This is a genomic window from Actinokineospora sp. HUAS TT18 (assembly GCF_051364635.1).
In the GTDB taxonomy this organism is placed as follows: Bacteria; Actinomycetota; Actinomycetes; order Mycobacteriales; family Pseudonocardiaceae; genus Actinokineospora.
Genome location: NZ_CP195645.1, coordinates 3,182,696 through 3,208,168, shown reverse-complemented (window position 1 = coordinate 3,208,168; position 25,473 = coordinate 3,182,696). Strand labels below are relative to the sequence as shown.

The following is a 25,473-nucleotide window of genomic DNA, read 5'->3' as shown; positions in this document are numbered from 1 at the left end:
TCAGGCGGCGGGCGGCATGGCCGGGCCACCGGCGGGCCGGGCCTTCTGCGCGGCCTGGAAGGTCAGGAACGCGGCCACCGCGGACGCGATCGCGACGAGCAGGCCGACGATCAGGCCGAAGCCCGCGCCGGAGGAGTAGCCGCTGCCCGCGAGCGAGCCGAGGCCGCCGTCGTCCGGCAGGGTCAGCCAGCGGATCAGGATGAGCACAACAGCGCCCGCGGCCAGGCCCAGCCAGATGGTGGCCCGGTTCGGCACGTCGTTGCCGAGGTGCGGCAGCAGCACGACGACGCCCGCGCCGATCAGCATGAGCACGGGCAGCCAGCCGAGGATGCCGACGTTCCACGCGCTGAGCGAGCCGCTGGTGTCGAAGCCCAGCGAGGGGCCGTCAAAGGAGAAGGAGTACCACGGGAAGAAGCTGATCAGGAACGCGAGCGCGCCTGCGCCGATACCCGCCCATTCGATCGGGGTCACTCGCTTTGCGTCGAAACTAGCCATCGGCTCTAAGCCTCTCTGGATGCACACAGGTGGTTCTAGGGAATCGCCGTCCGGGTAGCGACCGTAACGGTGAGTCCGCAGGTTGGGGGAAAGTATGATCCTATTGAGACACAATCGGCCAGTCCCGAAATCCAGTCGCGGCGGCCGGGGCCGACCATTCACGATTCATTCATGTATGCGATCCGCCCTGCCCGGCCCGGCGACCTGGCCGACGTCGTCCGACTTGTGGTCCGCCTGCAGGCCGACGAAGAGCACCACATCGGCTACCACGGCGTCACCGCGGCCGAGATCGAGGACGAACTCGCAGGTCTGCGGCCTGACTGGGCCTCCGGCGCGGTCCTGGCGGTCGCCGACGACGGCACCCCGCGCGGGGTCCTCAGCGTCGACGCCGACCCCGTGGTCGGCCGCGCCTGGCTGTTCGGGCCGCTGATCGAACTGCCCGCCGACCATCCCGCCTACCGCCAGTGCTGGCACAACGTCGCCGACGAACTCCTCGAAGCGGCCATGGCCGTGCCCCGGCTGGCCGGGATCGGCGACCTCGAACTGTTCGGCCACCGCCGCAACCGCAGGCTCGGCGATTTCGCCGCCCGGCACGGCTTCACCCAGGGCAACACCAGCCGCGTGTTCACCCTGACCGGCCCCGCGCTGCGGTCGGTCCTCGTCGCAGCGGTCGACGACGCCGACACCGCCCGCCCACTCGACGAAGATCCCGAGGTCCGCGCCCAGGTCGTCGAGCTGCACGAACGCTGTTTCCCCAACACCACGGTCGCGGGCGGCCAACTCCTGGACGGCTCGCGCGGCCACACCGTCGTCGTCGCCACGGGAGCGACCGGGGTGCTCGGCTACGCCGCCGGGTACGCCCAGCAGGACGAGCTGTACGTGGACTTCGTCGCCGTCGACCCCGAGATGCGCGGCGCGGGCACCGGGCGCGGTGTCGTCCGGGCGCTGTTGCGTGAACTGGCCGTCAAGGACGGGCCGCGGCCGCGGGCGGGGGCGGTGATCTCCTTGGGCAACGACGCCTCCGAGCGGATGTTCACCGCGCTGGGGTTCAGCCTGCACCTTGAGCTCGTCGGGTATCGACGGAAACCCGGAATCACTCGATAAGGTGACGCCTCAACCATGATCACTTCAGGGTGAGGAGCGTCCACATGCGAGACAGCGGTCTTCCCGGACTCAACCGACGCGGCTTCCTCGCGGTCGGCGCGGCGGTCGCCGTGGTCGCCTTCGACCCGCTCGGGCTCGGCTGGATCACCCAGGCCCAGGCCGACGCGGGCGCGACCGGTCTCGCGGTGCCGCCGCTGGACGGCGAACTCGTCACCGACGACGCCGCGTTAACCGAGGCCGCGGATGACTACGGCCAGATCACCCACGACCGCCCGCGCGCGGTGCTGCGTCCGGGCTCGGTGCGCGACATCCAGAAGATCATCCGGTTCGCCTGCGCCAACGGCCTGACCGTGGCGATGCGCGGCCAGGGCCACTCGGTCTTCGGCCAGGCGCAGGCGAAGGCGGGCGTGGTCATCGACTCCCGCACGCTCGCCCAGATCCACTCGGTCGGCACGGACCGCGCGGTGGTCGACGCGGGCGTCCAGTGGACCGACCTGTTCCAGGCGGCGATCGCCGCGGGCCGCACGCCGCCGGTCGCGACCGACTACATCGGACTGTCCGTCGGCGGCACCCTGTCGGTCGGCGGGGTCGGCGGCGCCAGCTCCCACCACGGCCTGCAGGTCGACAACGTGCTCGCGCTGGAGGTCGTCACCGGCACCGGCGAGCTGGTCCGCTGCTCCCGCACGCAGAACCGCGAGCTGTTCGACGTCGTACTCGGCGGGCTCGGCCAGTATGGCGTGATCGTGCGCGCCACCGTGAAGCTCATCCCCGCGCAGACCACCGCCCGCATGTATCGGCTGACCTACGCGAGCTTGACCGACTTCACCACCGCCCAGCGCACCGCGCTGCGCGACGGCCGGTTCAGCTACCTCGAAGGCCAGGTCGTCCCGACGGACACCGGCTGGGCCTACGTCCTCGAAGGCGTCGCCTACTTCACCGGCCAGGCCCCCGACGACGCGGCCATCCAGCGCGGCCTGCCCACGCCGACCGCCACCGAGATCGCGGAGATGCCGTACTTCGCGTGGCTCGACCGGATCACCGCACTGGTCGACCAGCTGCGGCCGCTGAAGTTCCCGAACCCGTGGCTCAACCTGTTCCTGCCCGACGCCGCGACCGACCGCTACGTCGCCGACCTGCTCGCGAACCTGAGCCCGGCCGATGTGGGCGGCCCGATCCTGCTCTACCCGGTCCCGCGCGCCCGGCTGACCCGGCCGCTGGTGCCGGTGCCCGACGGCGAGGTCGTCTACCTGCTGTCGATCCTGCGCGTGGTCGCCCCGCCGAACCCGGACACGGTTACTCGGTTGATCGGCGACAACCGAACTGCTTACCTGAACGCCCGGGCGGTCGGCGCCAAGCAGTACGCCATCGGGGCGATCCCGATGCTGCCCACCGACTGGCCGGTCCACTACGGCGCGCAGTACCCGCGGGCCCGCCGGGCCAAGTCGACGTTCGACCCGCACGGGGTGCTCACGCCGGGACAGGGCATCTTCTCGTGAAGGGGTAGTCAGTGCTGACCACCGTGTTGACCGACGGCGCCGAGCTGCGCGCGCTGGAACCCTGGCACGCCGAGGAGTTCCTCACGCACCTCGACGGCATCCGCGACCACCTCGGCCAGTGGCTGGCCTGGCACGACCGGGTGCCCGACCTCGCCGCCGCGCGCGCGTGGCTGGTCGGGTTCGCCGAGAAGCAGGTCCGCGACGAGGGCAGGGTCTTCGGTGTGTGGGTCGGCGGCAAGCTGTCGGGCGGGGTGAGCTTCCCGAGCTTCAGCACCGCGACCGGGATCTGCGAGGTCGGCGTGTGGCTGGCCCCGGAGGTCACCGGTCGCGGTCTGGTGACGCTGGCGGTGCGCCACCTGATCGACTGGGCGGTGTTCGAGCGCGGCATCGCCCGGGTGGAGTGGTACTCGGCGGTGGGCAACGAGCCGAGCATCGCCGTCGCCCGCCGCCTCGGCTTCACCAAAGAGGGCGTGCTGCGCAAGCACTATCCGCACGGCGAGGTCCGCCACGACATGGAGCTGTGGTCAGTCCTGGCGGACGAGTGGCGCGCTCGTGCGGTGGCGCAGGGCAAGTAGCCCGCCGACCGTCAGTGTCACCACCACGCCGAGCGGGGTGTACCAGGGGAACGCCAGGGCGACGGTGTCGCCGGACGCCTTGGCGAAGTCCACGCCGAGGAACTCGCCTGTCTTCTTGCTGAACTTCAGCCCGAGGATCACGAAGGCCATCACCGCCACCGTGGTCACGAACGCCGCGATCGCGTCGGCCTGCTGGGCGCGCTTGACCAGCAGGCCGAGCAGGAACGCGCCGAGCAGCGCGCCGTAGGTGTAGCCGGTGATGGCGAGCGCGGTCTCCACGATCGGGTTCTTGGTCGTGGTGAACATCGACGCGAACACGATCAGCGCGCCCGCCCAGACCACCGTCCAGATCCGGCCCTGCCGCAGCGTCTCCGTCTCGGTCAGCGGCCTGCGCACGACCCGCTGGATCACGTCGGTGACCGTGGAAGACGCCAGTGCGCCCAGCGACGAGCTGAGCGCCGCGGCGAGGATGCCCGCGATCACGAAGCCGGACAGCCCGCTCGGCAGCTCGTTGACGATGAACGACGCGAACAGCTCGTCGTTGGTCGTGAGGCCGAGGTCGGTGACCGGGTTGAGTCCTTTGTAGAACGACCAGAGCATCGTGCCGATCAGCAGGAACAGCGCGAACTGCAGCAGCACGACGAACCCGCTGGCGATGAGCGCCTTCTGGCTGGCCTTCACGTCGTTGCACGCCATGAGCCGCTGGACGATCAGCTGGTCGGCGCCGTGTGAGGCCATCGACAGCACGGCGCCGCCCAGGACCGCGGTGATGAAGGCGTAGTTGTTGCTCAGCGGCGCGCTGCCGAAGTCGAACAGCTGCGTCTTGCCCGCGTCGACCGCCGCGCCGAACCAGCCCGACGGCAGCCGGTCGGCCAGGAACCACACCACCGCCACGCCGCCGATGACGTACCAGAGCATCTGGATCGCGTCGACCCACACGACCGCGCGCACGCCGCCGAAGAACGTGTAGACCACCATCGCAAGGCCGAGCACCGCCACGATCTGCCAGTACGCCGCGTTGATCCCGTACGCGGCCAGGACGATCTTGATCGGGATCGCGGTGGCGAACAGCCGCACGCCGTCGGCGAGCAGGCGGGTGAACAGGAACGTCACCGACGCCGTGCCCTGCAGGCCCGCGCCGAACCGCTTGCCCAGGAAGTTGTACGCGGTGGTCATCTGCCCCGCGACATACCGGGGGAGCAGCACGAACGACACCACGATGCGGCCGATCACGTAGCCCATCGCGAGCTGCAGATAGGTGAACGCGCCGAGGTAGGCGACCGTGGGCACGCTCAGCACGGTCAGCGTCGAGGTCTCCGCCGAGACCACCGACAGGCACGCCACCCACCACTTGATCTTGCCTTCGCCGACGAAGTAGTCGCTGCCGGACTTCTGCCGTCCGGCGATCCAGATGCCGAGCAGCGGCATCCCGACGAGGAACGCGGCGATGATGGCGAGGTCAAGGGCCCGCACAGGTTCCTCCAGCGGCGTCGGGGTCAGGGAGCACGCGCAGTCGCCGCACGGGTCCGGTGTGCGGCTCCGGGAGACTCAACGACGCGCGGCCGGGGGTGATGCTGCCGAGGACGCGCGGGCCGTTCCCACCTGTCCGCGGGTCAACGGGAACGCCGTGCCAGGTGAGGAAGCCAAGGACAGCGGCGAGGTAAGCCTCTTTGCCGTCGACCGGGAGGCCCAGGTCCTCGGTCGTGCCCAGCGTGGCCGGGGCCAGGTCGGCGGCGAGCGCGGCCATCAGCGCCGGGTTCCGCGCGCCGCCGCCGGAGGCCAGCACACGGGTCACGCCGCGGCACGCGTCCGCGACGGTCTGGGCGGTGAGCGCGACCAGGGTGGCGAGGAGGTCGGCGTCGGCGACCCGGGGGACCCTGGCCAGAGCCGCGGCCAGGTAGTCGCCGTTGAACTGCTCCTTGCCGGTCGACTTGGGCTTCGGCGCCGCGTAGTAGGGGTCGGCCAGCAGGATGGCGAGCAGGTCGGGGCGGACGGTGCCCTGCGCCGCGGTGGCGCCGTCGGTGTCCTGGTCTGTGCCGAGCCGGTCGCGGGCGGCGGCGTCGAGCAGTGCGTTGCCGGGTCCGGTGTCGAACGCGACGCCGTCGATCGTCACGTTGGCGATGCCGCCGAGGTTGAGCGCGGCGGTTCCGTCCGGCATGAGCATCCGGTCGAGGATCCCGGCCAGCGGGGCGCCGTGGCCGCCGCCCGCGACGTCGCGGGCGCGCAGGTCGGACACCACGGGCAGCCCGGTCGCCTCGGCGATCCAGGCGGGTTGGCCGAGTTGGAGGGTGCCTCGGCAGGTGCCGCCGTCGACCCAGTGGAACAGGGTCTGGCCGAGCGATGCGACCAGGTCGGCGGGTCCGGCGGCGGCCGCGGCGGCGCCGAACGTCTGGCCCACGCCGGTGTCGAGACGGCAGAGGCGCTCGGCGGTGCAGTCGCCGGGCGGCAGGGCGGCCAGCAGGTCGGCGCGGAGATCGTCGGGGTAGGGCACCGAGTGGTGGCTGAGCGGGACGAGGTCGACGGTGTCGCCGTCGAGGGTCAGGTCGGCGACGGCGATGTCGACGCCGTCCATCGACGTGCCGGAGATGACCCCGACCACCCTTGATCGACCCATGGATGTCTGGTCTAACGCGCATGGGCTGTGTTCGCAAGAGGCGGATCAACAAACCGCCGCCTTAGGGGAACGGGACGGCGATTGACCACGGTTACCGCCAAAACCGCAGCTTCCGCTGGGTGGTGACCAACCCTAGAAATTTCGGGGAGGCGGAACAGTGGGAGGATTGGCGGGTGTCGAGCACCCTGATCGTCGTCCTCATCATCGCCGCCGTGGTCCTGGTCGCGGCGCTGGTCACCGGCTACGCGCTGGCCCGGCGCAGGCGGATCAGCCTCACCGAGGCCAAGCCGGAGATCGCCAAGCCGAAGGCATACCAGGCCGACAGCGGCATCAGCCTCGCTCAGGGCGGTCAGCCCAAGCACCCGGTGGCGGACAGGACCGAGGTCGACGGCCAGCCCGGCGTCGGCGACGACGCGTCCGTGCCGCGCGACTCGCCGAAGCGCGGGATCGTCGACGTCACGCTGCCCGACATCCCGACCCAGGGTCCGGTCGAGGAGTCGGTCATCCCGGAGCAGGGCGGCCCCGTCGATGTTGGCGACCTCGCGCCGATCATTCCCGAGCAGCCGATCGGCCCGGTCGAGACCGACGAGATCGCGCCGACCTCCGGCCGCCTGGAGCGGCTGCGCGGGCGCCTGTCGCGGTCCCGGTCGACGCTGGGCCAGGGCCTGCTCGGCCTGCTCGGCGCCGGTGACCTCGACGAGGACTCGTGGACCGAGGTCGAGGACACCCTGCTGCTGGCCGACCTCGGTGCGGCGACCACCCAGGAGATCGTCGACAAGCTGCGCACCGAACTCGTCGCGCGGGGAGTCCGCACGGCCGCCGACGCGCGCGCGGTGCTGCGGTCGGTGCTGATCGAGGCGCTGCACCCGGAGATGGACCGCGCGGTCCGCGCGCTCCCGCACGGCGTCGACGGCGAGCGCCAGCCCGCTGTCGTGCTGGTCGCGGGTGTGAACGGCACCGGCAAGACCACGACCACCGGCAAGCTCGCGCGCGTCCTGGTGGCCGACGGCCGCACTGTTGTCCTGGGCGCGGCCGACACCTTCCGCGCCGCCGCCGCCGACCAGCTGCAGACGTGGGCCGAGCGCGTGGGCGCCGAGACCGTCCGCGGCAAGGAAGGCGCCGACCCGGCCGCCGTCGCGTTCGACGCGGTCCGCCGCGGCCGCGAGTCCGGCGTCGACGCCGTGCTGATCGACACCGCGGGCCGCCTGCACACCAAGACCGGCCTGATGGACGAGTTGGGCAAGGTCAAGCGGGTCGTGGAGAAGCAGACCCCGGTCGACGAGGTCCTGCTGGTCCTCGACGCCACGACCGGACAGAACGGCCTCACCCAGGCCCGGGTGTTCGGCGAGGTCGTCGACGTCACCGGGATCGTGCTGACCAAGCTCGACGGCACCGCGAAGGGCGGCATCGTCTTCCAGGTGCAGCGCGAACTGGGTGTGCCGGTCAAGCTGGTCGGCCTCGGTGAAGGCGCCGACGACCTGGCTCCCTTCGACCCGGCCGCCTTCGTCGACGCGCTGCTGGGCTGACATGGGCGAGGCCGCCCGCACCCGCCACGGCTACGACCAGGTCGCCACGCGGTACGCGGCCGAACTGCGCGACGAACTGGCGGCCAAACCGCTCGACCGCGGCCTGCTCGACGCCTTCGCCGAGCTGACCCGGGACGGGACGGTGCTCGACGTCGGCTGTGGTCCCGGCCAGATCGGCGCGTATGTGGGCGGACGGGTCGTCGGCTTCGATCTCTCGCCCGCGATGTGCGCGACCAGTGCGATCCCGGCGTCCGCCGCCGACATGACCGCGCTGCCGGTCCGGTCCGGGTCGGTGTCCGGGATCGTCAGTTACTACGCGGTCATCCACCTCGCCGCCGAGCGCCGGGCCGCCGCCTACGCCGAGTTCGCTCGGGTGCTGCGCCCCGGCGGGCACGCGCTGATCGCCTTCCACACCAGCGACGCCGACATCCCGACCGGGGGAACCAAGCGCCTCACCCAGTGGTGGGGCCACGACGTCGACCTGGCCTTCCACTACCTGGATCCCGACCAGGAGATCGCCGCGCTGGCCGTGGCCGGTCTCCCGCTGGTGGCCCGGCTCGACCGCGAGCCGCATCCCGGCGTCGAGCACCCCAGCAGACGGACTGCCCTGCTGGTGCGTGTGCCGGGTGTCCCAAACACGTGATGGGGGCCACTATGGAGTCATGGTCGACATCAAGCTGCTCGGCGAACCCGTCGAGCGCGACGCGGAGATCCTGACCCCCGAGGCGCTCGCGTTCGTCGCGGGACTGCACCGCGCGTTCGCCGATCGGCGGGACGAACTGCTCAAGGCCAGGGTGGCCAAGCGCGAGCAGGCTTCGCGGACCGGGCGGCTCGACTTCCTCCCGGAGACCCAAGGAGTCCGCGACGGCGACTGGCGGGTCGCCGCGGCGCCGCCCGACCTGGTCGACCGGCGGGTGGAGATCACCGGGCCGACCGAGCGGAAGATGGCGATCAACGCGCTCAACTCGGGTGCCCGGGTGTGGCTGGCCGACCTGGAGGACGCCAACACCCCGCACTGGCGCAACGTCGTGTCCGGGCAGGTCAACCTGCACGACGCGGCCCGCGGCACCATCTCGTTCACCTCGCCGGAGGGCAAGCACTACGACCTGACCGCCGAGCGGCCCGCCACGATCGTCGTGCGGCCCCGGGGCTGGCACCTCGACGAGAAGCACGTGGAGATCGGCGGACGCCGCGCGGTGGGCGCGCTCGTCGACTTCGGGCTGCACTTCTTCCACACCCACGACAAGCCCTACTACTACCTGCCGAAGATGGAGAGCCACCTCGAGGCGCGGCTCTGGAACAACGTGTTCACCCGGGCCCAGGCCGAACTCGGCGTTCCCTACGGCACGATCCGGGCGACCGTGCTCATCGAGACCATCCCGGCCGCCTTCGAGATGGACGAGATCCTCTACGAGCTGCGCGATCACGCCTCCGGGCTCAACGCGGGCCGCTGGGACTACCTGTTCAGCCTGATCAAGTACTTCCGCGACGCGGGGTCGCGGTTCGTCCTGCCCGACCGCAACAGCGTCACCATGACCGCGCCCTTCATGCGCGCCTACACCGAACTCCTGGTCCGCACCTGCCACCGCCGGGGCGCGTTCGCGATGGGCGGGATGGCCGCGTTCATCCCCAACCGGCGTGACCCGGAGGTGACAGCCCGGGCGCTGGAGAAGGTGCGGGAGGACAAGGGCCGCGAGGCCGGTGACGGGTTCGACGGCTCGTGGGTCGCCCATCCCGACCTGGTCCCGGTGTGCCGCGAGGTCTTCGACGGCGTACTGGGCGGCAGGCCCAACCAGCTCGACCGGCTGCGCGAGGACGTCTCGGTGACCGCGGCGGAGCTGCTCGACGTGGCCTCGACGCCGGGCAGCGCGACCATGGACGGGCTGCGGTCGGCCGTCGATGTCGGCGTGCGGTACCTGGAGTCGTGGCTGGCGGGCAACGGCGCGGCCGCGATTCACAACCTGATGGAGGACGCGGCGACCGCCGAGATCTCCCGGTCGCTGATCTGGCAGTGGGTGCGCAATGGCGTCGTCCTCGACACCGGCGAGACGGTGACCGCCGACCTGGTCCGGTCGATCATCGCCGAGGAACCGCGGTCGGCCGCCACGGAGCTGTTCGCCGAGGTCGCGCTGGCCGAGGACTACATCGACTTCCTGACCATCCCGGCCTACGAGCGGATCTGACATGCGCACCACCCTCGACGGCGCGCTGATCGCGGGCACTGTCGCCCGACTGTCCGAAGTAGACCAGCGGCGGGCAGGCCGGTATCCCGGCGACCACGGCGGCCGCCAGCCGGTCCACACCTGCTACGTCCCCGCCGACAAGATCACCGGCGACCTCCCGGCACGCTGGGGCGCCGAGGCGACGGCCGCGTTGGAGGAACACGCGCCCGACCCGGCCGCCCTGGCCGCCGCCGTGGGGGTGCCCGCCGCGCTGGCGCCGACGGTGTTCGAGCGGGTGCGCGCCAAGCTCGCCGCCGAGCCGGTCGAGGACCTGCGCGTCGACTTCGAGGACGGCTACGGCTCCCGGATCGACTCCGTCGAGGACGCCGACGCCGTGCGCGCCACCGAACTTATCGCCGGGTGGGGGCTGGCGAATGTCGGCATCCGGATGAAGTCGTTCGACACGGTGGAGCTGCTGCAGCGGGCCGTGCGCACGCTCGACCTGGTCCTCACCGGTCTGGGCACGCCGCCGCCGGGCTTCGTCGTCACCTTCCCCAAGGTCACCGTGCCCGACCAGGTCGCGGCGCTGGTGGAGCTGCTCGACGTGCTCGAACAGCGGCTCGACCTCGGCGCAGGCGCGCTGCGGTTCGAGGTCCAGATCGAGACCACGCAGGCCGTGATCGACCACAAAGGACGGTTCACGGTGCCCCGGCTGATCGAGGCGGGCGGGGGCCGGGTGTCGGGCCTGCACTTCGGCACCTACGACTACACCGCCGCGTGCGGCCTCAGTGCCGCCGACCAGCACCTCGCGCACGCCGCGTGCGACTTCGCCCGGCACGCCATGCAGGTCGGTGCGGCGGGCACCGGGGTGCGGCTGTCCGACGGCTCGTCGAACGTCCTGCCGGTCGGCGACCACGTCGTCACGGCGTGGCGGTCGCACTACAAGCTGGTCCGCCGGTCGCTGTCGCACGGGTTCTTCCAGGGCTGGGACCTGCACCCGGCGCAGCTGGTCTCCCGGTACTGCGCGGTGTTCGCGCACTGCCTGGAGACCGCGGCGTCCGACGGGAAGCGGCTCGCGGCGTATGTCGCGCGGACGAGCGGGTCGATCCTCGACGAGCCCGCGACGGCCGCCGCCCTCGCCCGGTCGATGCTGCGCGCGGTCGACTGCGGGGCGCTGACGGCCGAGGAGGTCAGCCGGTCCTGCGGGCTGGACGTGGCGGGGTTGACCGCGCTGGTGGAGCGCCGATGACCGACCTCGTGTTCCGCGCGCGGCGGTGTGTGACCGGTGGGACCGAGATGCCCGCGTGCGTGCGGGTCCGCGACGGCCGGATCGTGTCGGTCGACCCCGTCGACGGGCCGGTCGGCGAGGCGCGGGTGGTGGAGATCGGGGCGGACGAGGTGCTGCTGCCGGGCCTGGTCGACACGCACGTGCACGTCAACGATCCCGGCCGCGCCGAGTGGGAGGGCTTCCCGACCGCGACCAGGGCCGCGGCGGCGGGTGGCGTGACCACGATCGTCGACATGCCGCTGAACTCCGTGCCGCCCACGACTGACCTGCGCGCGTTGGAGATCAAGCGCGACGCGGCGCGCGGACGGTCCTATGTGGACGTCGGATTCTGGGGCGGCGCGGTGCCGGGCAACGCCGGCGAACTGGCGGCACTGCACGAGGCCGGTGTGTTCGGGTTCAAGTGCTTCCTGCTGGACTCCGGCGTCGAGGAATTCGGCCATCTGGGTCCCGACGAACTGGTCGAGCACCTGCGTGTCACCGCCGGGCTCGACGCGCTGATGATCGCCCACGCCGAGGACGCCGCCGCGATCACCCCGACCCCGCCTGGCCGCGCCTATGCCGGGTTCCTCGCCTCGCGGCCCGCCGTCGCCGAGGACAACGCGATCGCGTCGGTGGTCAAGGCGGCGGCGCTGACCGGCGCCCGCGCGCACATCGTCCACCTGTCGTCCGCCGACGCGCTGCCGCTGCTGGGCGCCGTCACCGCCGAGACGTGCCCGCACTATCTGACGTTCGCCGCCGAGGATGTGCCCGACGGCGCCACCGAGTTCAAGTGCTGCCCGCCGATCCGGGGCGCGGCCAACCGGGAACGGCTGTGGCAAGCGCTTGCGGACGGCCTGATCAGCATGATCGCCAGCGACCACTCGCCGTGCACCCCCGAGTTGAAGCGCTTCGACACCGGCGACTTCGCCGCCGCGTGGGGCGGGATCGCCAGTGTCCAACTCGGACTCCCGGCGGTGTGGACCGGTGCCCGCGCGCGCGGGCACACGCTGGTCGACGTCGCCGGGTGGATGGCGTCGGGTCCAGCCGAGTTGGTCGGTCTGCGCCACAAGGGTCACATCGCACCGGGTTTCGACGCCGACTTCGCCGTGTTCGCCCCCGACGAGGAGTTCACGGTCGACGCCGCCGCGCTGCACCACCGCAACCCCGTCACCGCGTATCACGGCACGACCTTGCGCGGGGTCGTCCGCCAGACCTGGCTGCGCGGCGCACCCGTCGGCGAACCACGCGGGGCGCTATTGGAGAGGGGCATCGCGTGAGTGACTGGCTGACCCTGCCTGACTTGGCCTCCCGCCGCCTCGGTGGCTCGGTGATGTGGGCGAACGATGAGTCCTTCGCCGAGCGCGAGAACCTGATCACGGCGGCCCCGCCCGAGTTCCGCCCGGCGACGTTCGGACTCAAAGGCCAGGTGTACGACGGCTGGGAGACCCGCAGGCGGCGCGAGCCTGGGGACGATTCGGCGGTCGTCCGGCTCGGACTGCCCGGGGTGATCCGCGCGGTCGTCGTCGACACCGCGTTCTTCACCGGCAACTACCCGCCGGAGTGCACCGTCGAGGCTTGTTCGGTCGCGGGCTATCCGAGCGTTGACGAGCTGACCGGCTGGGAGACGGTCGTCCCGCGCGGCCCGCTGAGCGGTGACACGCGGAACCTGTTCGAGACCGACTCCGACCGCCGCTTCACCCACGTCCGGCTGACGATCCACCCCGACGGCGGCGTGGCCAGGCTGCGGGTGCACGGGGAGCCGGTGGCCGACCCGGCGCTGCTCGACCCGACCGCACTCGACCTGGCCGCCCTGGAGAACGGCGGCCGGATCGTCGACTGCAGCAACAAGTTCTACTCCAACCCGGACAACCTTCTCGCCCCCGGCCACGCCACGGTCATGGGCGACGGCTGGGAAACCGCCCGCCGTCGCGACGCCGACAACGACTGGGTGCTGGTCCGTCTGGCGGCCGAGGGCGTGATCCGCTTCGCCGAACTGGACACGACGCACTTCAAGGGGAACGCCCCCGGCTGGGCTCAGCTCACGGGCGCGGCGGAGGTGGACGGGCCGTGGTTCCCCCTGCTGGAGCGCACCCGGCTGCAACCCGACACCCGACACCGCTTCCCGATCACCGCGGGCCCGGTGCGCTACGTCCGCCTCGACATCTATCCGGACGGCGGCATGGCGCGACTGCGGTTGCACGGTGGTTTGACTGATGCGGGGATGACGGCGCTGGCAGGCCGCTTCGCTCTCGGGTGATCACCATGCCTGGAGCCGCCTGAGGCGGTCGGCGGGAAGCTGGCGGGGACAGCTGACGCACTTGTCCGCGCCGGGCGTCTCGTAAACAAGGCAACACGACGCGCGGCGGACCACGGTGCGGCCGCCGACATCGACGAACCGCGGCCTCGGCAGCTCCTGGCCGATCTCGCTCGCCAGTTTGACCGCGTCCTCGGGGCCGCCGCCCGCCCACAGCACCCGGTTGGCCAGCGAGTCCGTCGCGATCGCCCACAGGGCCCGGGGCGAGGCGCCGCTGAGCGTGGCGACGGTGGTGATCGCCGCGGACAGCAGCCGCCGCAGCCGCGGGCCGGGGTCGGCGCACTCGGCTGAGCCCCGGGCGTCGAGAAGGCGGCCGTCGGGGTGCAGGTAGAGCGTCACCGCGGCCGGGTCGAGCGCGCGGCCGGTGCCGAGCAGGGACTCCACGGTCGGGCCGAGCAGCACGGAACTGGCTGAGTACCACCACAGGACACCGGTGACGACCTGGTCGGCCGTGCGGAACCGGGTGCCCGCCGCGGCGAGCTGGGCGGTCAGCCACTCGGGGTCCTGGATGGCCGCGACCGGCACGGGGATCACGCGGCCCAAACTAGCCTGTCGCTCAGGCCGCCGACCGCACCCAGGCCCCGCGGATCCTGGCGCACGCCACGAGGAACCGAGCGTCGTCGGCGCCCTGGAGGAACTGCCGACCCTGCCCCGCTGGAGCCAGGGCCGCGTCCTCGTCGGCGACGCCGCCCCACGCCACGTCCCCAGCTCACGCCAGGACGCTTCCCTGGCCGCCGAGAGCGCCGTCGAACTGGCCCGCTGCCTGCGCGACCTGCCCCACGCGGACGCTTTCGCCACCTATGAACGCCTCCGCCGTCCGCGCGTCGAGCGGGTCATCGCCGCGGGCGCCCGCGCGAGCAGCGCCAAGGCCGCCGGTCCACTCGCGAGCGTGGTCCGCGCCAAGCCGGAGCTGTTGGCGTGGCAGCACGGCCACCGCATCGACTGGGGCGCGGCCGTCCACAGTGGCGCACGTTAACCACACGCTTCCGTAGTCGATCGGATACGCGACGTGAAGGAAACGTGGCCGTAACACGACGGGTCGGACAGTTCACCCGCCGGAAACCTCGCGCGCCATCCCGTGAAACAGGACAAACACATGCTTCCCCGCAATCAATAGGTTCACGGGAGGACGATGTGAACGCAGGAGATACCGCCTGGGTGCTCGCCAGCGCGGCCTTGGTCATGCTCATGACCCCCGGCCTCGCTTTCTTCTACGGCGGCATGGTGCGCGCGAAGAGCGTGCTCAACATGCTGATGATGAGCTTCATCTCGCTCGGTGTCGTCACCGTGCTCTGGGTGACGTTCGGTTACAGCCTCGCGTTCGGCAACGACGTGGGTGGTGGGTTGCTCGGCGGGTTCGACTTCGTCGGGCTGAAGGACACCATCGGCAAGCTCGTCGGCTACGGCGTCGCCGCGACCGAGACCGCGCCCGAGGTGCCGTGGCCCGGCACCAACGCGCTGCCGACCACGGTGTTCGTGATGTTCCAGCTCATGTTCGCCGTCATCACCCCGGCGCTGATCTCCGGTGCGGTCGCCGACCGCGCGAAGTTCTGGGCGTGGACGCTGTTCGTCGCCGTGTGGGCCACCGTCGTGTACTTCCCGGTCGCGCACTGGGTGTTCAACTTCGACGGCCACACCGGCGCCTCGAACCTGGGCGGCTGGATCGCCAACGCCGCGCACGGCCTCGGCGCGCTCGACTTCGCCGGTGGTACCGCGGTCCACATCAACGCCGGTGCCGCGGCGCTCGCCCTGGTTCTCGTGCTGGGCAAGCGCAAGGGCTGGCCGCGTGAGCCCATGCGTCCGCACAACCTGCCGTTCGTCCTGCTGGGCGCCGGTCTGCTGTGGTTCGGCTGGTACGGCTTCAACGCCGGTTCCGCGCTGTCGGCCGGTGACCTCGCCGGTGTCGCGTTCACCAACACCACCGCCGCCACCGCCGCCGCGGTCATCGGCTGGCTGATCGTGGAGCAGTTCCGCGACGGCAAGCCCACCACCCTGGGTGCGGCCTCCGGCGCCATCGCGGGCCTGGTCGCGATCACCCCGGCCTGTGGTTTCGTCACCCCGCTGGGCGCGCTGGCCATCGGCGTCATCGCCGGTGCCGTCTGTGCCTTCGCGGTGAGCCTCAAGTTCAAGCTGGGCTACGACGACTCGCTCGACGTCGTCGGTGTCCACCTGGTCGGCGGCCTGACCGGCACCATCCTGATCGGCTTCTTCGCCACCAAGTCCGTCAACGCCCTCGGCGCCGACGGTGTCTTCTACGGCGGCGGCTTCTCGCTGCTGGGCAAGCAGGTGGTCGCGGCCGGTGCGGTGATGGCCTACTCCTTCGTCCTGACGCTCGTCATCGCCTTCGCCATCAAGAAGACGATCGGCTTCCGGGTGTCGGCCGAGGCTGAGCAGACCGGCATCGACGAGGCCGAGCACGCGGAGAGCGGCTACGAGTTCTCCAGCCTGCGCGGCGGTGGCAGCACGATCGCCAAGTCCGCCGATGTGCTGGCCCAGAAGGTGTCCGCGTCCGCAGGCAAGGAAGGCTGAGGGACATGAAGCTGGTTACCGCGATCATCAAGCCCTTCACCCTCGACGACGTGAAGGCGGCACTGGAGCAGATCGGCGTGCTCGGCATGACGGTCAGCGAGGTGCAGGGCTACGGCAGGCAGAAGGGCCACACCGAGGTCTACCGGGGTGCTGAGTACTCCGTGGACTTCGTCCCGAAGATCCGGGTCGAGGTGCTCGCCGACGACGCGACCGGCGACAAGGTCGTCGACGCGATCGTCGAGGCCGCCCGGACCGGCAAGATCGGCGACGGCAAGGTGTGGGTCACCCCTGTGGAGACCGTGGTCCGGGTCCGCACCGGGGAACGCGGGACGGACGCGATCTAGATCATGGAGACGGGGGAGACGTCCCCGACGGCGGCGGACCTGGTGCTCGCTCGTGACCGGATTCTCGGTCAGGGCGCCAGGTCCGCGGGGCCGTCTTCGGGGCACCGGCTGGCGCCGGACGCGCTGCGTGAGGCACTGGCCGACCTGCACGAGTTCTGGCTGACCGCCACGGCCGCCACGGCCGGGGTCGGCGGCCGCGGCGGCGGGGTCGCCCTGCTCGCCGTAGGCGGGCTGGGCCGCCGCGAACTGGTGCCCTACTCCGATCTCGACCTGGTCCTGGTCCACGACGGCCGCAAGACGGTCGACTCGATCGCCGAGCGGCTCTGGTATCCGCTGTGGAACTCCGGGGTCGGGCTGGACCACTCGGTCCGCACCGTCGGCGAGGCGCTCGACGTGGCCAAGGCCGACCTGCGCACCGCGCTCGGGCTGCTCGACGCCCGCCACCTCGCGGGCGACGCGGAGGTCACCGTGCGGCTGGCGACGTCGGCCCGCGAGCAGTGGCGCGGCAGCGTCCGCAACCGGCTCAGCGAGCTGATCGAGTCGGTGCGGCAGCGCTGGCACCGGGCGGGCGAGGTCGCGCACTGGGTCGAACCCGACCTCAAACACGGCCGCGGCGGCCTGCGCGACCTGGCGATCCTCGACGCGCTCTCCCTCGCCCAGCTGATCGACCGCCCCGGCCCGGACGTGGTCGCGGCACACACTCTTCTTCTCGACACCCGCACCGAGCTGCGCCGCATCGCGGGTCGTCCGCGCGACATCGTGCGGCCGCAGGACGGCGACGAGATCGCCGCCACCCTCGGCCTCGGCGACCGGTTCGCCCTGGCCAGGGCCCTGTCCGGGGCGGGACGCGCGGTCGCCTACGCCATGGATGTCGCGCTGCGCTCGACCGGCGCCACCACCGGCCGCAAGGTCCTCGGCGTGCTGCGCCGAAGCCCTGAACGCAGGCCGCTCGACGAAGGCGTCGTGCTGCACGGCAGCGAGGTCTCCCTCGCCCGCGACGCCGACCCCGGCAAGGACGCGGGCCTGCTGCTGCGCGTGGCCGCCGCGTCGGGCCGCACCGGTCACCCGATCGCGCCCGCCGCGCTCACCCGCCTCAGCGACCTTGCCCCGGAGCCGCGCGCGCCGTGGCCCGCCGAGGTCCGCCAGGACCTGGTGTCGCTGCTCGGCTCCGGCGAGGGCCTCACCGACGTGGTGGAGGCGCTCGACCGCACCGGCCTGTGGGCGCGGCTGTTCCCTGAGTGGGGCGCGGTGCGCGACCTGCCGCCGCGCGACGCCGCGCACATCTGGACCGTCGACCGGCACCTCGTGCAGACCACGGTCAACGCCTCCCGCCTCGTCACCCGGGTCTCTCGGCCCGACCTGCTGCTCATCGGCGCGCTGCTGCACGACATCGGCAAGGGCCGCGGCCAGGACCACTCGGTCGTCGGCGCCGCGCTGGCCACCCAGGTCGGCCAGCGGCTCGGGCTGTCCAAGGAGGACGTCGACACGCTGGCCGCGATGGTCCGCCACCACCTGCTCCTCCCGCACACCGCGACCCGCCGCGACGTCGAGGACGAGGCCACCGTGCTGCGCGTCGTCGACACCCTCGGCGGCGACCCGGTCCTGCTGGAACTGCTGCACGCGCTGACCGAGTCCGACTCGCTGGCCACCGGCCCCGGCGTGTGGACCGACTGGAAGGCCACGCTGACCGCCGACCTGGTCGACCGCTGCGCCGCCGCCATGGCCGGTGAGCGCCTGCCCGCGCCCGCCGAACTCGGTGCCGCGCAACGGGAACTGGCCGAGGCGGTCAGGGCCAGCGGCAAGGCCGACTTCCTGGTCGACACCGACGGCCGCGTCGCGACGATCACACTGGCCACAAAGGACCGCCCTGGTGTGCTGTCCCGGGCGGCGGGCGTGCTCGCGCTCAACCTGCTGGAAGTCCACGCGGCCTCCGTCGGCAGTCACGCCGGGGTCGCGGTCGGGGTCTATTCGGTGACCCCGCGCTTCGGTTCCATGCCCGACCCCGCCCTGCTGCGCGAGCAGTTCCTGCGCGCCGAGGCCGGATCGCTGCCGCTGGCCGACAAACTCGCCGCCAAGGAACGTGACTACGGCGGCCGCGCCGAGGACGCGCCCGAGCCGCGGGTGCTGTGGTTCGACCACGAGGCGGGCGACCTGGACGGCGAGGCCGTGGTGCTGGAACTGCGCGCCGCCGACCGGATCGGCCTGCTGCACAGCGTCGCGGGCGCGCTGGAGCGCTGCGGCGTCGACGTGCTGTGGGCGCGTGTGGCGACCATGGGCGGGTCGGCGGTCGACTCGTTCAGCTTCGTCCCCGGCCGCGCGGCGGGCTGGCGCCGCGTCGTGGAGAACGCGGTACTCGACGCGAGTAGGTAGACCTACTCAGCCGTACTCACGGGTCATCACACTGGGACAAAGCCGCCGCGCTTGACAGTCTTCAGTTGTCGGACGGCGGGTGGACAGGGGACCTCATGAGGGTCCACCCGGCGTCCGGCGCACGCCGGGAGGGACCCGTCGAGGGGTCGGGTCCCGCCCGGTGTTCACCCGATCGTATGGCTCCGGTGGTCCCGGATCCGTCCTTCTGCGACTGTCGCGGCCGTTCCCCGTGGTCGATCGCAAGGATCCCGACTGTGCCTCGTCATCTCTCCCGGTCCACGCTGCGCGCGTGCGCCGCCTTCGCCGCGGCGACCGCCGTCCTGGCCGTCTCCGCGCCGCCAAGCGCCGCCCGCGTCGCCACGGGCGGAGCGGGGCGGTTCGTCTCGACGATCAACTGGGTCGAGTGGGGAACCAACCAGCAGGCCCTGCCCGCGCAGGGACTCACCCGCACCGAGGACATCCCGGTCGGCGGCCAGGTGATCACCCTGAGCTGCACCATCGGCCCGATCGCAGGCGGCGCCGCCGAGGCGTACCGGCCGGGCAACTGGGGCGGCGACGCGCTCGACGAGCTCTACAACATCGGCGGCGTCAACGGCGCGAACCAGCTCGTCAACGGCATCGCCACCCTGGCGTCCGGCTCGACGCTGACGTTCACCTTCACCTGCTCGGCCGCCAGCGGGCTCACGTCGGTGCCGCTCGCGGGCCTGGTCTTCGCCGACGCCGAGCAGTCGGCTGGCAGCGCGGCGGGCGGCGAGTATGTCGAGGGCACCGCGGCCACCGGCACTTGGCGCGTCATCGACCGCTACCGCACGCCCGGCTGCACGGCGAGCACGCGGGCCACCCGCACCGGGACGACGCTGCGCCTGGGCAACGCGACCGGGCTGTGCCCCGCGGGCCCGGCCGCGGTCGCCTTCCTCGACGGCGGCACGTCGGCCACGGTGACCATGCGCGGCGGCGGCAAGAGCGCCATCGCCCTCGGCGCGGTGTTCGTCGCCGAGCACGGCGACGCCCCACAGAGCTACGGCGACGCCGGGCACCTGCTGCAGCCCACGTTCACCGGCGGCGAGGTCGCCGCGGGCGCCCCGGTCGCGGTCAGCGACCCCGCGTTCGCCCTGGCCGAGACGTCGCTGGCCGGGGCCGTCCGGCTCGGCGCCCAGGTCGACCCCGAGGACCCGGCCGCGTTCTCCGCCGACGCCTCCGGTGACGACACCCTCGGCTCCCCGGCCTTCCCGCCCGCCGACGACGAGGAAGCCGTCGACGCGCCGACGATCACCACCAACTGGGGCGCGGCGTACACGCTGCCGAACGTGCCGTGTCAAGGCGAGGGCACCGTGGCGGGCTGGATCGACTGGAACCACGACGGCGACTTCGCCGACGCGGGCGAGGAATCGGCCGCCGCGCCGTGCGCCGCCGGGACGGTCTCGCCGACCTGGTCGGCCGTTCCGGACAACGCGGTGGACGGCTCGACGTTCCTGCGCCTGCGCATCGCCCCGAACGCGAGCGAGGTCGCCGAGCCGACCGGGTTCGCCTTCAGCGGCGGCGAGACCGAGGACCACCCGGCCACCGTCGACCTGCCCGCCCCGCCCACGGCCAAGCCGGACAGCGGCATCACGCCGATGGACACCCCGGTCACGATCGACCCGTCGGCCAACGACACCCCGGGCAGCGCCGAGTTCCCGATCGACCCGAAGACCGCCCGCCTGGTCGACGCCGACGGCAACCTGACCACCAGCCTGACCGTGGACGGCGAGGGCACCTACGTGGTCGACGCGGCCACCGGCAAGGTCACCTTCACCCCGGTCGCGGGCTTCACCGGCGAGGCCACCTCGGTGACCTACCAGATCGCCGACACCAACGGCCGCACCACGCGCTCGACCATCGCGGTCACGGTCACCCCGGCGGTCCCGACCACGACGACCACCCCGCCGCCGACCACGACCACGACCACGCCGCCCGCGCCGGTCGAAACGCCGGACGACGACCTGCCCGCCACGGGTGCCGCGGTCGCGCTCATGGCCGCGGGCGGTGTCGCCCTAGTGCTCGGCGGCTTCTTCGTGCTCCGCCTGTACCGCAGGCGAGTCCGCTAGCGGCGCCGACCGGGTGACCGCCGCCGCCACGACGGTGGCGGCGGCGGTCACCGCGAGCACCACCCACTGCAGCGTGTCGAAGGCGTCGATCCCGCCTTCCCGCAGCACCGCGGCCAGCCCGACCTGGGCTCCCGCGACGACGAACAGCAGCACCGACGCCAGCACCGCCGCGCTCGGCCGTCGCGCCGCCGACAGCGCGGTCAGCACCGCCACGACGAACAACACCAGCGCCGCCACCGACAGCGCCAACCCCGGCTCACTGGGGCGGATCCCCACGTCCGTCGGCGTCAGCACCACCAACCCGCTCGAGGTGGTCGTGTTGCTGTAGCTCATGAGCAGGTGCTTCAACAGCGTGACGCCGCCGACCGCGACCGCCAGCGCGGCCACCCCCTGCGCCGCCGGGTCGCCCTTGACCAGCGCGATCACCGCGGCGGGCAGGCCGAGCAGCACCAGCGGCACCGCCATCGCCCACACCGCCCCGGACCCGGTGTCGTGCGTGACCGTCCACACCAGACTGGCGAGCTGCCCCATCAGCAGATAGGCGAACGCGACGACCACCCCCGCGCGCCGGTGCCGCCGGATCAGCAGCCACCCCACCGCGAGCGCGACCGCCAGCCCCAGCCCGGTTCGCAGCTCCAGCCTGCCGTACGGGCCGTCCTCCACGTCGAACGTGCCCACCACCAGCCGCCACCACGGCGAGGCGACAGCCCACGCGACCAGCGTCGTCCCGGCCAGCACCGCGCCCGGCGCCCCCGGTAGGCGCCACGCCAATCCCGTCACCAGCACCAGCAGGACCAACACAGCGACGCCTTGCGCTTGCAGGCCGAGGCCCAGCACGGGCACGGCCTGCGCGGCGAACACCAGCAGCGCGAGCCCGCCGACCGCCGCCACCGCGGCAGGCGTCGTCGCCCCGCCAGGGCGCAGCCACCCGGCCACCCGACCGGCCAGGTCGGGCCGCCACAGGGCCAGACCCACCGCGAGGGCCAGCAGCACGGGCACCGCGACGAACCCCGCGGCGGGCATCGGGGCCGCCTCCGGCTCGTAGATCGCGACCGGGACCAGCAGCGCCGACCCCGCCAGCACCCCGCCCGCCGCGTCCCGGCGCAGCACCGCCAGCACGCCGAACAGGGCGGCCAGCGTCAAACCCGACCCGGTGACCAGGATCTGCATCCCCGAGCCCAGCGCGGGCGTCGCGATCGGCCCGGTCAGCGCCGTCAGCGGCATGACCCCCGACCCGATCGCCGCCGCCGTGGCCACCGGCCCGGCCGCCGCCGCGGTCATGCCCGGCAGCGACTCCGACGACACCGCCACGACCGCGCAGACGATCCCCAGCGCGAGCAGACTCAGCGCGGTGGTGGCCGGTCCGATCTCGGCCAGCGCCAACATCATCGCCACGACCGTCGGCACCACGACCCCGAAGCCCGCCGCCGCCGCGCGGGACCCCTTCGCCGCCAGCAGCGTCAGCGCCACGAGGGGAGGCAGGAACGTCAGCAGCACGACCTGACTCGGCGACGGCGGCGCGTCCGACCGCGCCGCCAGATTCACCAACAGCGGCCCGCTCAGGTAGCAGCCGAGGAACACGGCGCCGCCGCCGATGCCCCGCACGAGCCCGCGCCCGAGCACCTCGGCGAGCCTGCCGCCGTAGCGGTCGGCGCTGCCGAACAGCACGCCGCCGACCACGATCACCGCCAGGACCAGCACGAACCGCCCGCCGCGCGGCACCGAGGCGAACAGGATCACCGTGCTCAACGCGACCAGCACCGCCGCGACAACCGCGATCCGCCCGGCCCGAACGCTTGTGCCGACCTCGAAGCCGTCCACCAGACCCCCCTTGATCAGCGCCGAAGCTATCATCCGGGACGGACGGTTCAGGCCGTTTCGAGGCGACCGGGCAGGGCTGTGGTCACAGGCCGCGACCAAGAGCGGCTACCCTCGATCGAGCATCAGAGTTCTCTCCTGACCTGGCTGGAGCGCCGCACCCGTGTTCGACACACTCTCCGACCGGCTCACTTCCGTCCTGCAGAACCTGCGGGGCAAGGGGCGCCTGTCCGAAGCCGACATCGACACCACCGCTCGCGAGATCCGCATCGCGCTGCTGGAGGCCGACGTCGCGCTGCCGGTGGTGCGCACCTTCATCGCCAAGGTCAAGGAGCGGGCGAAGGGCGCTGAGGTCTCCGCGGCGCTCAACCCGGCCCAGCAGGTCGTCAAGATCGTCAACGAGGAACTGGTCGCGATCCTCGGCGGTGAGACGCGCAGGCTGAACCTGGCCAAGACGCCGCCGACGGTGATCATGCTGGCCGGTCTCCAGGGTGCCGGTAAGACCACGCTGGCGGGCAAGCTCGCCAAGTGGCTCAAGAACCAGGGCCACGCGCCGCTGCTCGTGGCCTGCGACCTCCAGCGCCCCAACGCCGTGACCCAGCTCCAGGTCGTCGGCGAGCGCGCGGGTGTCGCGGTGTTCGCCCCCGAGCCGGGCAACGGCGTCGGCAACCCGGTCGAGGTCGCCCGCGCGTCCATCGATGAGGCCCGCCGCGCCCAGCACGACATCGTGCTCGTCGACACCGCCGGTCGCCTCGGTGTCGACGAGGAGATGATGCGCCAGGCCGTCGACATCCGGGCCGCGGTCCAGCCGGACGAGGTCCTGTTCGTGGTCGACGCCATGATCGGCCAGGACGCGGTCACCACGGCCGAGGCGTTCCGCGACGGCGTCGGCTTCACCGGTGTCGTGCTCACCAAGCTCGACGGCGACGCCCGCGGTGGTGCCGCGCTGTCGGTGCGCGAGGTGACCGGCGCGCCGATCATGTTCGCCTCCAACGGCGAGAAGTTCGAGGAGTTCGACGCCTTCCACCCCGACCGGATGGCATCGCGCATCCTCGGCATGGGCGACGTGCTCACCCTCATCGAGCAGGCAGAGCAGCACTTCGACCAGGCGCAGGCGGAGAAGGCCGCGGCCAAGATCGGCACCGGCGAGCTGACGCTGGAGGACTTCCTCGAGCAGATGCTGGCCGTGCGCAAGATGGGCCCGATCGCCAACCTGCTGGGCATGCTGCCCGGCGCCGGTCAGATGAAGGACGCGCTGGCCCAGGTCGACGAGAAGTCGATCGACCGGCTGCAGGCGATCATCCGCGGCATGACCCCGGCCGAGCGCAACGACCCGAAGATCATCAACGCTTCCCGCAGGCTGCGCATCGCCAAGGGCTCCGGTGTCGAGGTCCGCGAGGTCAACGACCTGGTCAACCGGTTCTACGACGCCAAGAAGATGATGCAGCAGATGGCGGGCCGCTTCGGCATGCCGGGCGGCCGCGCCAACCAGCGGTCCAAGAAGGGCAAGAAGGGGAAGAAGGGCGGCCGCGGGCCGACCCCGCCCAAGGTGCGTGGCGGCTTCCCCGGCTTCCCCGCCGGGATGCCCGACCTGTCGGCCCTGCCGCCGAGCCTGCAGGAGTTGCCGCCGGGCCTGCAGGGCCTCGACCAGATGCCGCCCGGCTTCGACCCGTCGAAGCTCAAGTTCCCCAAGAACAAGTGACCGCGCTGCACCTGCGCGGCGTCGTCCTGCCGGGTGACGCCGAACGCGACATCTGGGTGGTCAACGGCCGCGTCCGCACCCAGCCGGTCCCGGGTGCGCAGACCGTGGTCGACGGCGGCTTCATCGTCCCCGGCCTCGTCGACGCGCACTGCCACGTCGGCATCGGCCCGCAGGGCCCCGTCGACCTCGAGACCGCCGCGACGCAGGCCGAGACCGACCGCGACGCGGGCACCCTGCTCATCCGCGACTGCGGCGCCCCGATCGACACCCGGCCGCTGCAGGAGCGCCTCGACCTGCCCCGCATCATCCGCGCGGGCCGCCACCTGGCCCGCCCGCGCCGCTACATCCCGCACCTGGGCATCGACGTCGGCGAGCCGGAGCAGCTGCCCGCCGCCGTGGCCGAGCAGGTCGAGTACGGCGACGGCTGGATCAAGCTCGTCGGCGACTGGATCGACCGCGACCAGGGCGACCTCGCGCCGCTGTGGCCGCAGGACGTGCTGAAGGAGGCCATCGACGTCGCGCACGCGGGCGGCGCCCGGGTCACCGCGCACGTCTTCGGCGAGGACGCCCTGCCCGGCCTCATCGAGGCGGGCATCGACTGCGTCGAGCACGGCACCGGCCTCACCACCGACGTCATCGCCGAGATGGCCCGGCGCGGGACCGCCCTGGTGCCGACGCTGATCAACATCGAGAACTTCCCCGGCATTGCCTCCGGCGCGGGCAAATACCCGAAGTACGCCCAGCACATGCTCGACCTGCACGCGCGGGCGGGCGCCATGGTCGCCGAGGCCGTCGAGGCGGGCGTGCCGGTCTACGCGGGCACCGACGCGGGCGGCGGCATCGCCCACGGCCGCCTGGTCGACGAGATCGTCGCACTCCACAAAGCCGGGATGACCGCCGAGCAGGCCATCGCGAGCGCTTCCTGGGGTGCGCGGGCCTGGCTTGGCTGGTCCGGACTGGACGAGGGCACCGCCGCCGACCTGCTCGCCTTCGACGAAGATCCACGCCTCGACCTGGAGGTCCTGCGCTCCCCGAAGCGGATCATGCTGAGGGGCCGGGTAGTCGGATAA

At 72.3% G+C, this 25,473-nt stretch carries 21 protein-coding genes; 16 read left to right on the top strand and 5 right to left on the bottom strand.

Going from position 1 to position 25,473, the window contains the following annotated elements:
• Entirely contained in the window at positions 1 to 471 is a 471-nt protein-coding gene (locus ACSHT8_RS14320) for a hypothetical protein (RefSeq protein WP_436501414.1), read from the bottom strand.
• Between the two features lie 195 nt (positions 472 to 666).
• Here ACSHT8_RS14320 and ACSHT8_RS14315 point away from each other — a divergent pair, with 195 nt between their 5' ends.
• The 3 genes from ACSHT8_RS14315 to ACSHT8_RS14305 are packed head-to-tail and all read left to right on the top strand — an operon-like array spanning position 667 to position 3,670.
• Entirely contained in the window at positions 667 to 1,599 is a 933-nt protein-coding gene (locus tag ACSHT8_RS14315; RefSeq protein WP_436501412.1) for a GNAT family N-acetyltransferase, read from the top strand.
• 44 nt (positions 1,600 to 1,643) lie between these two features.
• Positions 1,644 to 3,095: an FAD-binding protein gene (locus ACSHT8_RS14310; RefSeq protein WP_436501410.1), complete on the top strand. Its 1,452-nt coding sequence runs from the start codon at positions 1,644 to 1,646 to the stop codon at positions 3,093 to 3,095.
• Positions 3,096 to 3,106: 11 nt separating this feature from the next.
• A complete protein-coding gene (locus ACSHT8_RS14305; protein WP_436501409.1) occupies positions 3,107 to 3,670 on the top strand; it encodes a GNAT family N-acetyltransferase in 564 nt (187 codons plus the stop codon).
• Here the strand turns inward: ACSHT8_RS14305 and ACSHT8_RS14300 are convergent.
• Both ACSHT8_RS14300 and ACSHT8_RS14295 read right to left on the bottom strand, forming a co-directional pair.
• The gene (locus ACSHT8_RS14300; protein WP_436501407.1) at positions 3,620 to 5,143 is read right to left on the bottom strand and encodes a sodium:solute symporter; all 1,524 of its coding nucleotides are present in this window, start codon (positions 5,141 to 5,143) and stop codon (positions 3,620 to 3,622) included. The genes ACSHT8_RS14305 and ACSHT8_RS14300 overlap by 51 nt on opposite strands.
• The gene (locus ACSHT8_RS14295) at positions 5,130 to 6,284 is read right to left on the bottom strand and encodes an anhydro-N-acetylmuramic acid kinase (protein WP_436501405.1); all 1,155 of its coding nucleotides are present in this window, start codon (positions 6,282 to 6,284) and stop codon (positions 5,130 to 5,132) included. The genes ACSHT8_RS14300 and ACSHT8_RS14295 overlap by 14 nt, the downstream gene beginning before the upstream one ends.
• Before the next feature lie 173 nt (positions 6,285 to 6,457).
• Here ACSHT8_RS14295 and ftsY point away from each other — a divergent pair, with 173 nt between their 5' ends.
• Genes ftsY through alc form a run of 6 tightly spaced genes read left to right on the top strand, consistent with a single transcriptional unit; the run spans position 6,458 to position 13,496 of the window.
• Entirely contained in the window at positions 6,458 to 7,810 is a 1,353-nt protein-coding gene (gene ftsY, locus ACSHT8_RS14290) for a signal recognition particle-docking protein FtsY (RefSeq protein WP_436501403.1), read from the top strand.
• A 1-nt stretch (position 7,811) separates the two neighbouring features.
• Positions 7,812 to 8,453 (top strand): class I SAM-dependent methyltransferase, encoded by a 642-nt coding sequence (locus ACSHT8_RS14285; RefSeq protein WP_436501401.1) that lies wholly within the window; start codon positions 7,812 to 7,814, stop codon positions 8,451 to 8,453.
• 19 nt (positions 8,454 to 8,472) lie between these two features.
• Positions 8,473 to 9,993, top strand: coding sequence for a malate synthase A (gene aceB / locus ACSHT8_RS14280; RefSeq protein ID WP_436501399.1), 1,521 nt, complete (start codon positions 8,473 to 8,475; stop codon positions 9,991 to 9,993).
• A gap of 1 nt (position 9,994) precedes the next feature.
• Positions 9,995 to 11,221: a DUF6986 family protein gene (locus tag ACSHT8_RS14275; RefSeq protein ID WP_436501397.1), complete on the top strand. Its 1,227-nt coding sequence runs from the start codon at positions 9,995 to 9,997 to the stop codon at positions 11,219 to 11,221.
• Complete coding sequence (gene allB / locus ACSHT8_RS14270) at positions 11,218 to 12,516, top strand: allantoinase AllB (RefSeq protein ID WP_436501395.1); 1,299 nt, start codon at positions 11,218 to 11,220, stop codon at positions 12,514 to 12,516. Before ACSHT8_RS14275 ends, allB begins: the two co-directional genes overlap by 4 nt.
• A complete protein-coding gene (gene alc, locus ACSHT8_RS14265; protein WP_436501394.1) occupies positions 12,513 to 13,496 on the top strand; it encodes an allantoicase in 984 nt (327 codons plus the stop codon). The genes allB and alc overlap by 4 nt, the downstream gene beginning before the upstream one ends.
• On the opposite strand, the gene ACSHT8_RS14260 is transcribed toward alc, so the two are convergent.
• A complete protein-coding gene (locus ACSHT8_RS14260) occupies positions 13,497 to 14,087 on the bottom strand; it encodes a (2Fe-2S)-binding protein (RefSeq protein ID WP_436501392.1) in 591 nt (196 codons plus the stop codon).
• On the opposite strand from ACSHT8_RS14260, the gene ACSHT8_RS14255 reads away from it, so the two are divergent.
• From ACSHT8_RS14255 to ACSHT8_RS14235, 5 genes are all read left to right on the top strand, one after another.
• Positions 14,062 to 14,529 carry a hypothetical protein gene (locus ACSHT8_RS14255; protein ID WP_436501390.1) on the top strand — a complete coding sequence of 156 codons (468 nt, stop codon included), beginning with the start codon at positions 14,062 to 14,064 and terminating at the stop codon, positions 14,527 to 14,529. The two genes, ACSHT8_RS14260 and ACSHT8_RS14255, sit on opposite strands and share 26 nt — an antisense overlap.
• Positions 14,530 to 14,687: 158 nt before the next feature.
• Complete coding sequence (locus tag ACSHT8_RS14250; protein ID WP_436501388.1) at positions 14,688 to 16,082, top strand: ammonium transporter; 1,395 nt, start codon at positions 14,688 to 14,690, stop codon at positions 16,080 to 16,082.
• A 5-nt stretch (positions 16,083 to 16,087) separates the two neighbouring features.
• Entirely contained in the window at positions 16,088 to 16,426 is a 339-nt protein-coding gene (locus tag ACSHT8_RS14245; RefSeq protein WP_054050020.1) for a P-II family nitrogen regulator, read from the top strand.
• A gap of 3 nt (positions 16,427 to 16,429) precedes the next feature.
• Positions 16,430 to 18,796, top strand: a complete 2,367-nt coding sequence (locus ACSHT8_RS14240; RefSeq protein WP_436501386.1) for a [protein-PII] uridylyltransferase — start codon at positions 16,430 to 16,432, stop codon at positions 18,794 to 18,796.
• A 254-nt stretch (positions 18,797 to 19,050) separates the two neighbouring features.
• The gene (locus tag ACSHT8_RS14235) at positions 19,051 to 20,883 is read left to right on the top strand and encodes a CshA/CshB family fibrillar adhesin-related protein (protein ID WP_436501384.1); all 1,833 of its coding nucleotides are present in this window, start codon (positions 19,051 to 19,053) and stop codon (positions 20,881 to 20,883) included.
• Here the strand turns inward: ACSHT8_RS14235 and ACSHT8_RS14230 are convergent.
• Entirely contained in the window at positions 20,830 to 22,704 is a 1,875-nt protein-coding gene (locus ACSHT8_RS14230) for a hypothetical protein (protein WP_436501382.1), read from the bottom strand. The two genes, ACSHT8_RS14235 and ACSHT8_RS14230, sit on opposite strands and share 54 nt — an antisense overlap.
• Before the next feature lie 160 nt (positions 22,705 to 22,864).
• Here ACSHT8_RS14230 and ffh point away from each other — a divergent pair, with 160 nt between their 5' ends.
• Together ffh and ACSHT8_RS14220 are read left to right on the top strand one after the other, a co-directional pair.
• A complete protein-coding gene (ffh, locus tag ACSHT8_RS14225; protein ID WP_436501381.1) occupies positions 22,865 to 24,403 on the top strand; it encodes a signal recognition particle protein in 1,539 nt (512 codons plus the stop codon).
• Positions 24,400 to 25,473 carry an amidohydrolase family protein gene (locus ACSHT8_RS14220; RefSeq protein WP_436501379.1) on the top strand — a complete coding sequence of 358 codons (1,074 nt, stop codon included), beginning with the start codon at positions 24,400 to 24,402 and terminating at the stop codon, positions 25,471 to 25,473. The genes ffh and ACSHT8_RS14220 overlap by 4 nt, the downstream gene beginning before the upstream one ends.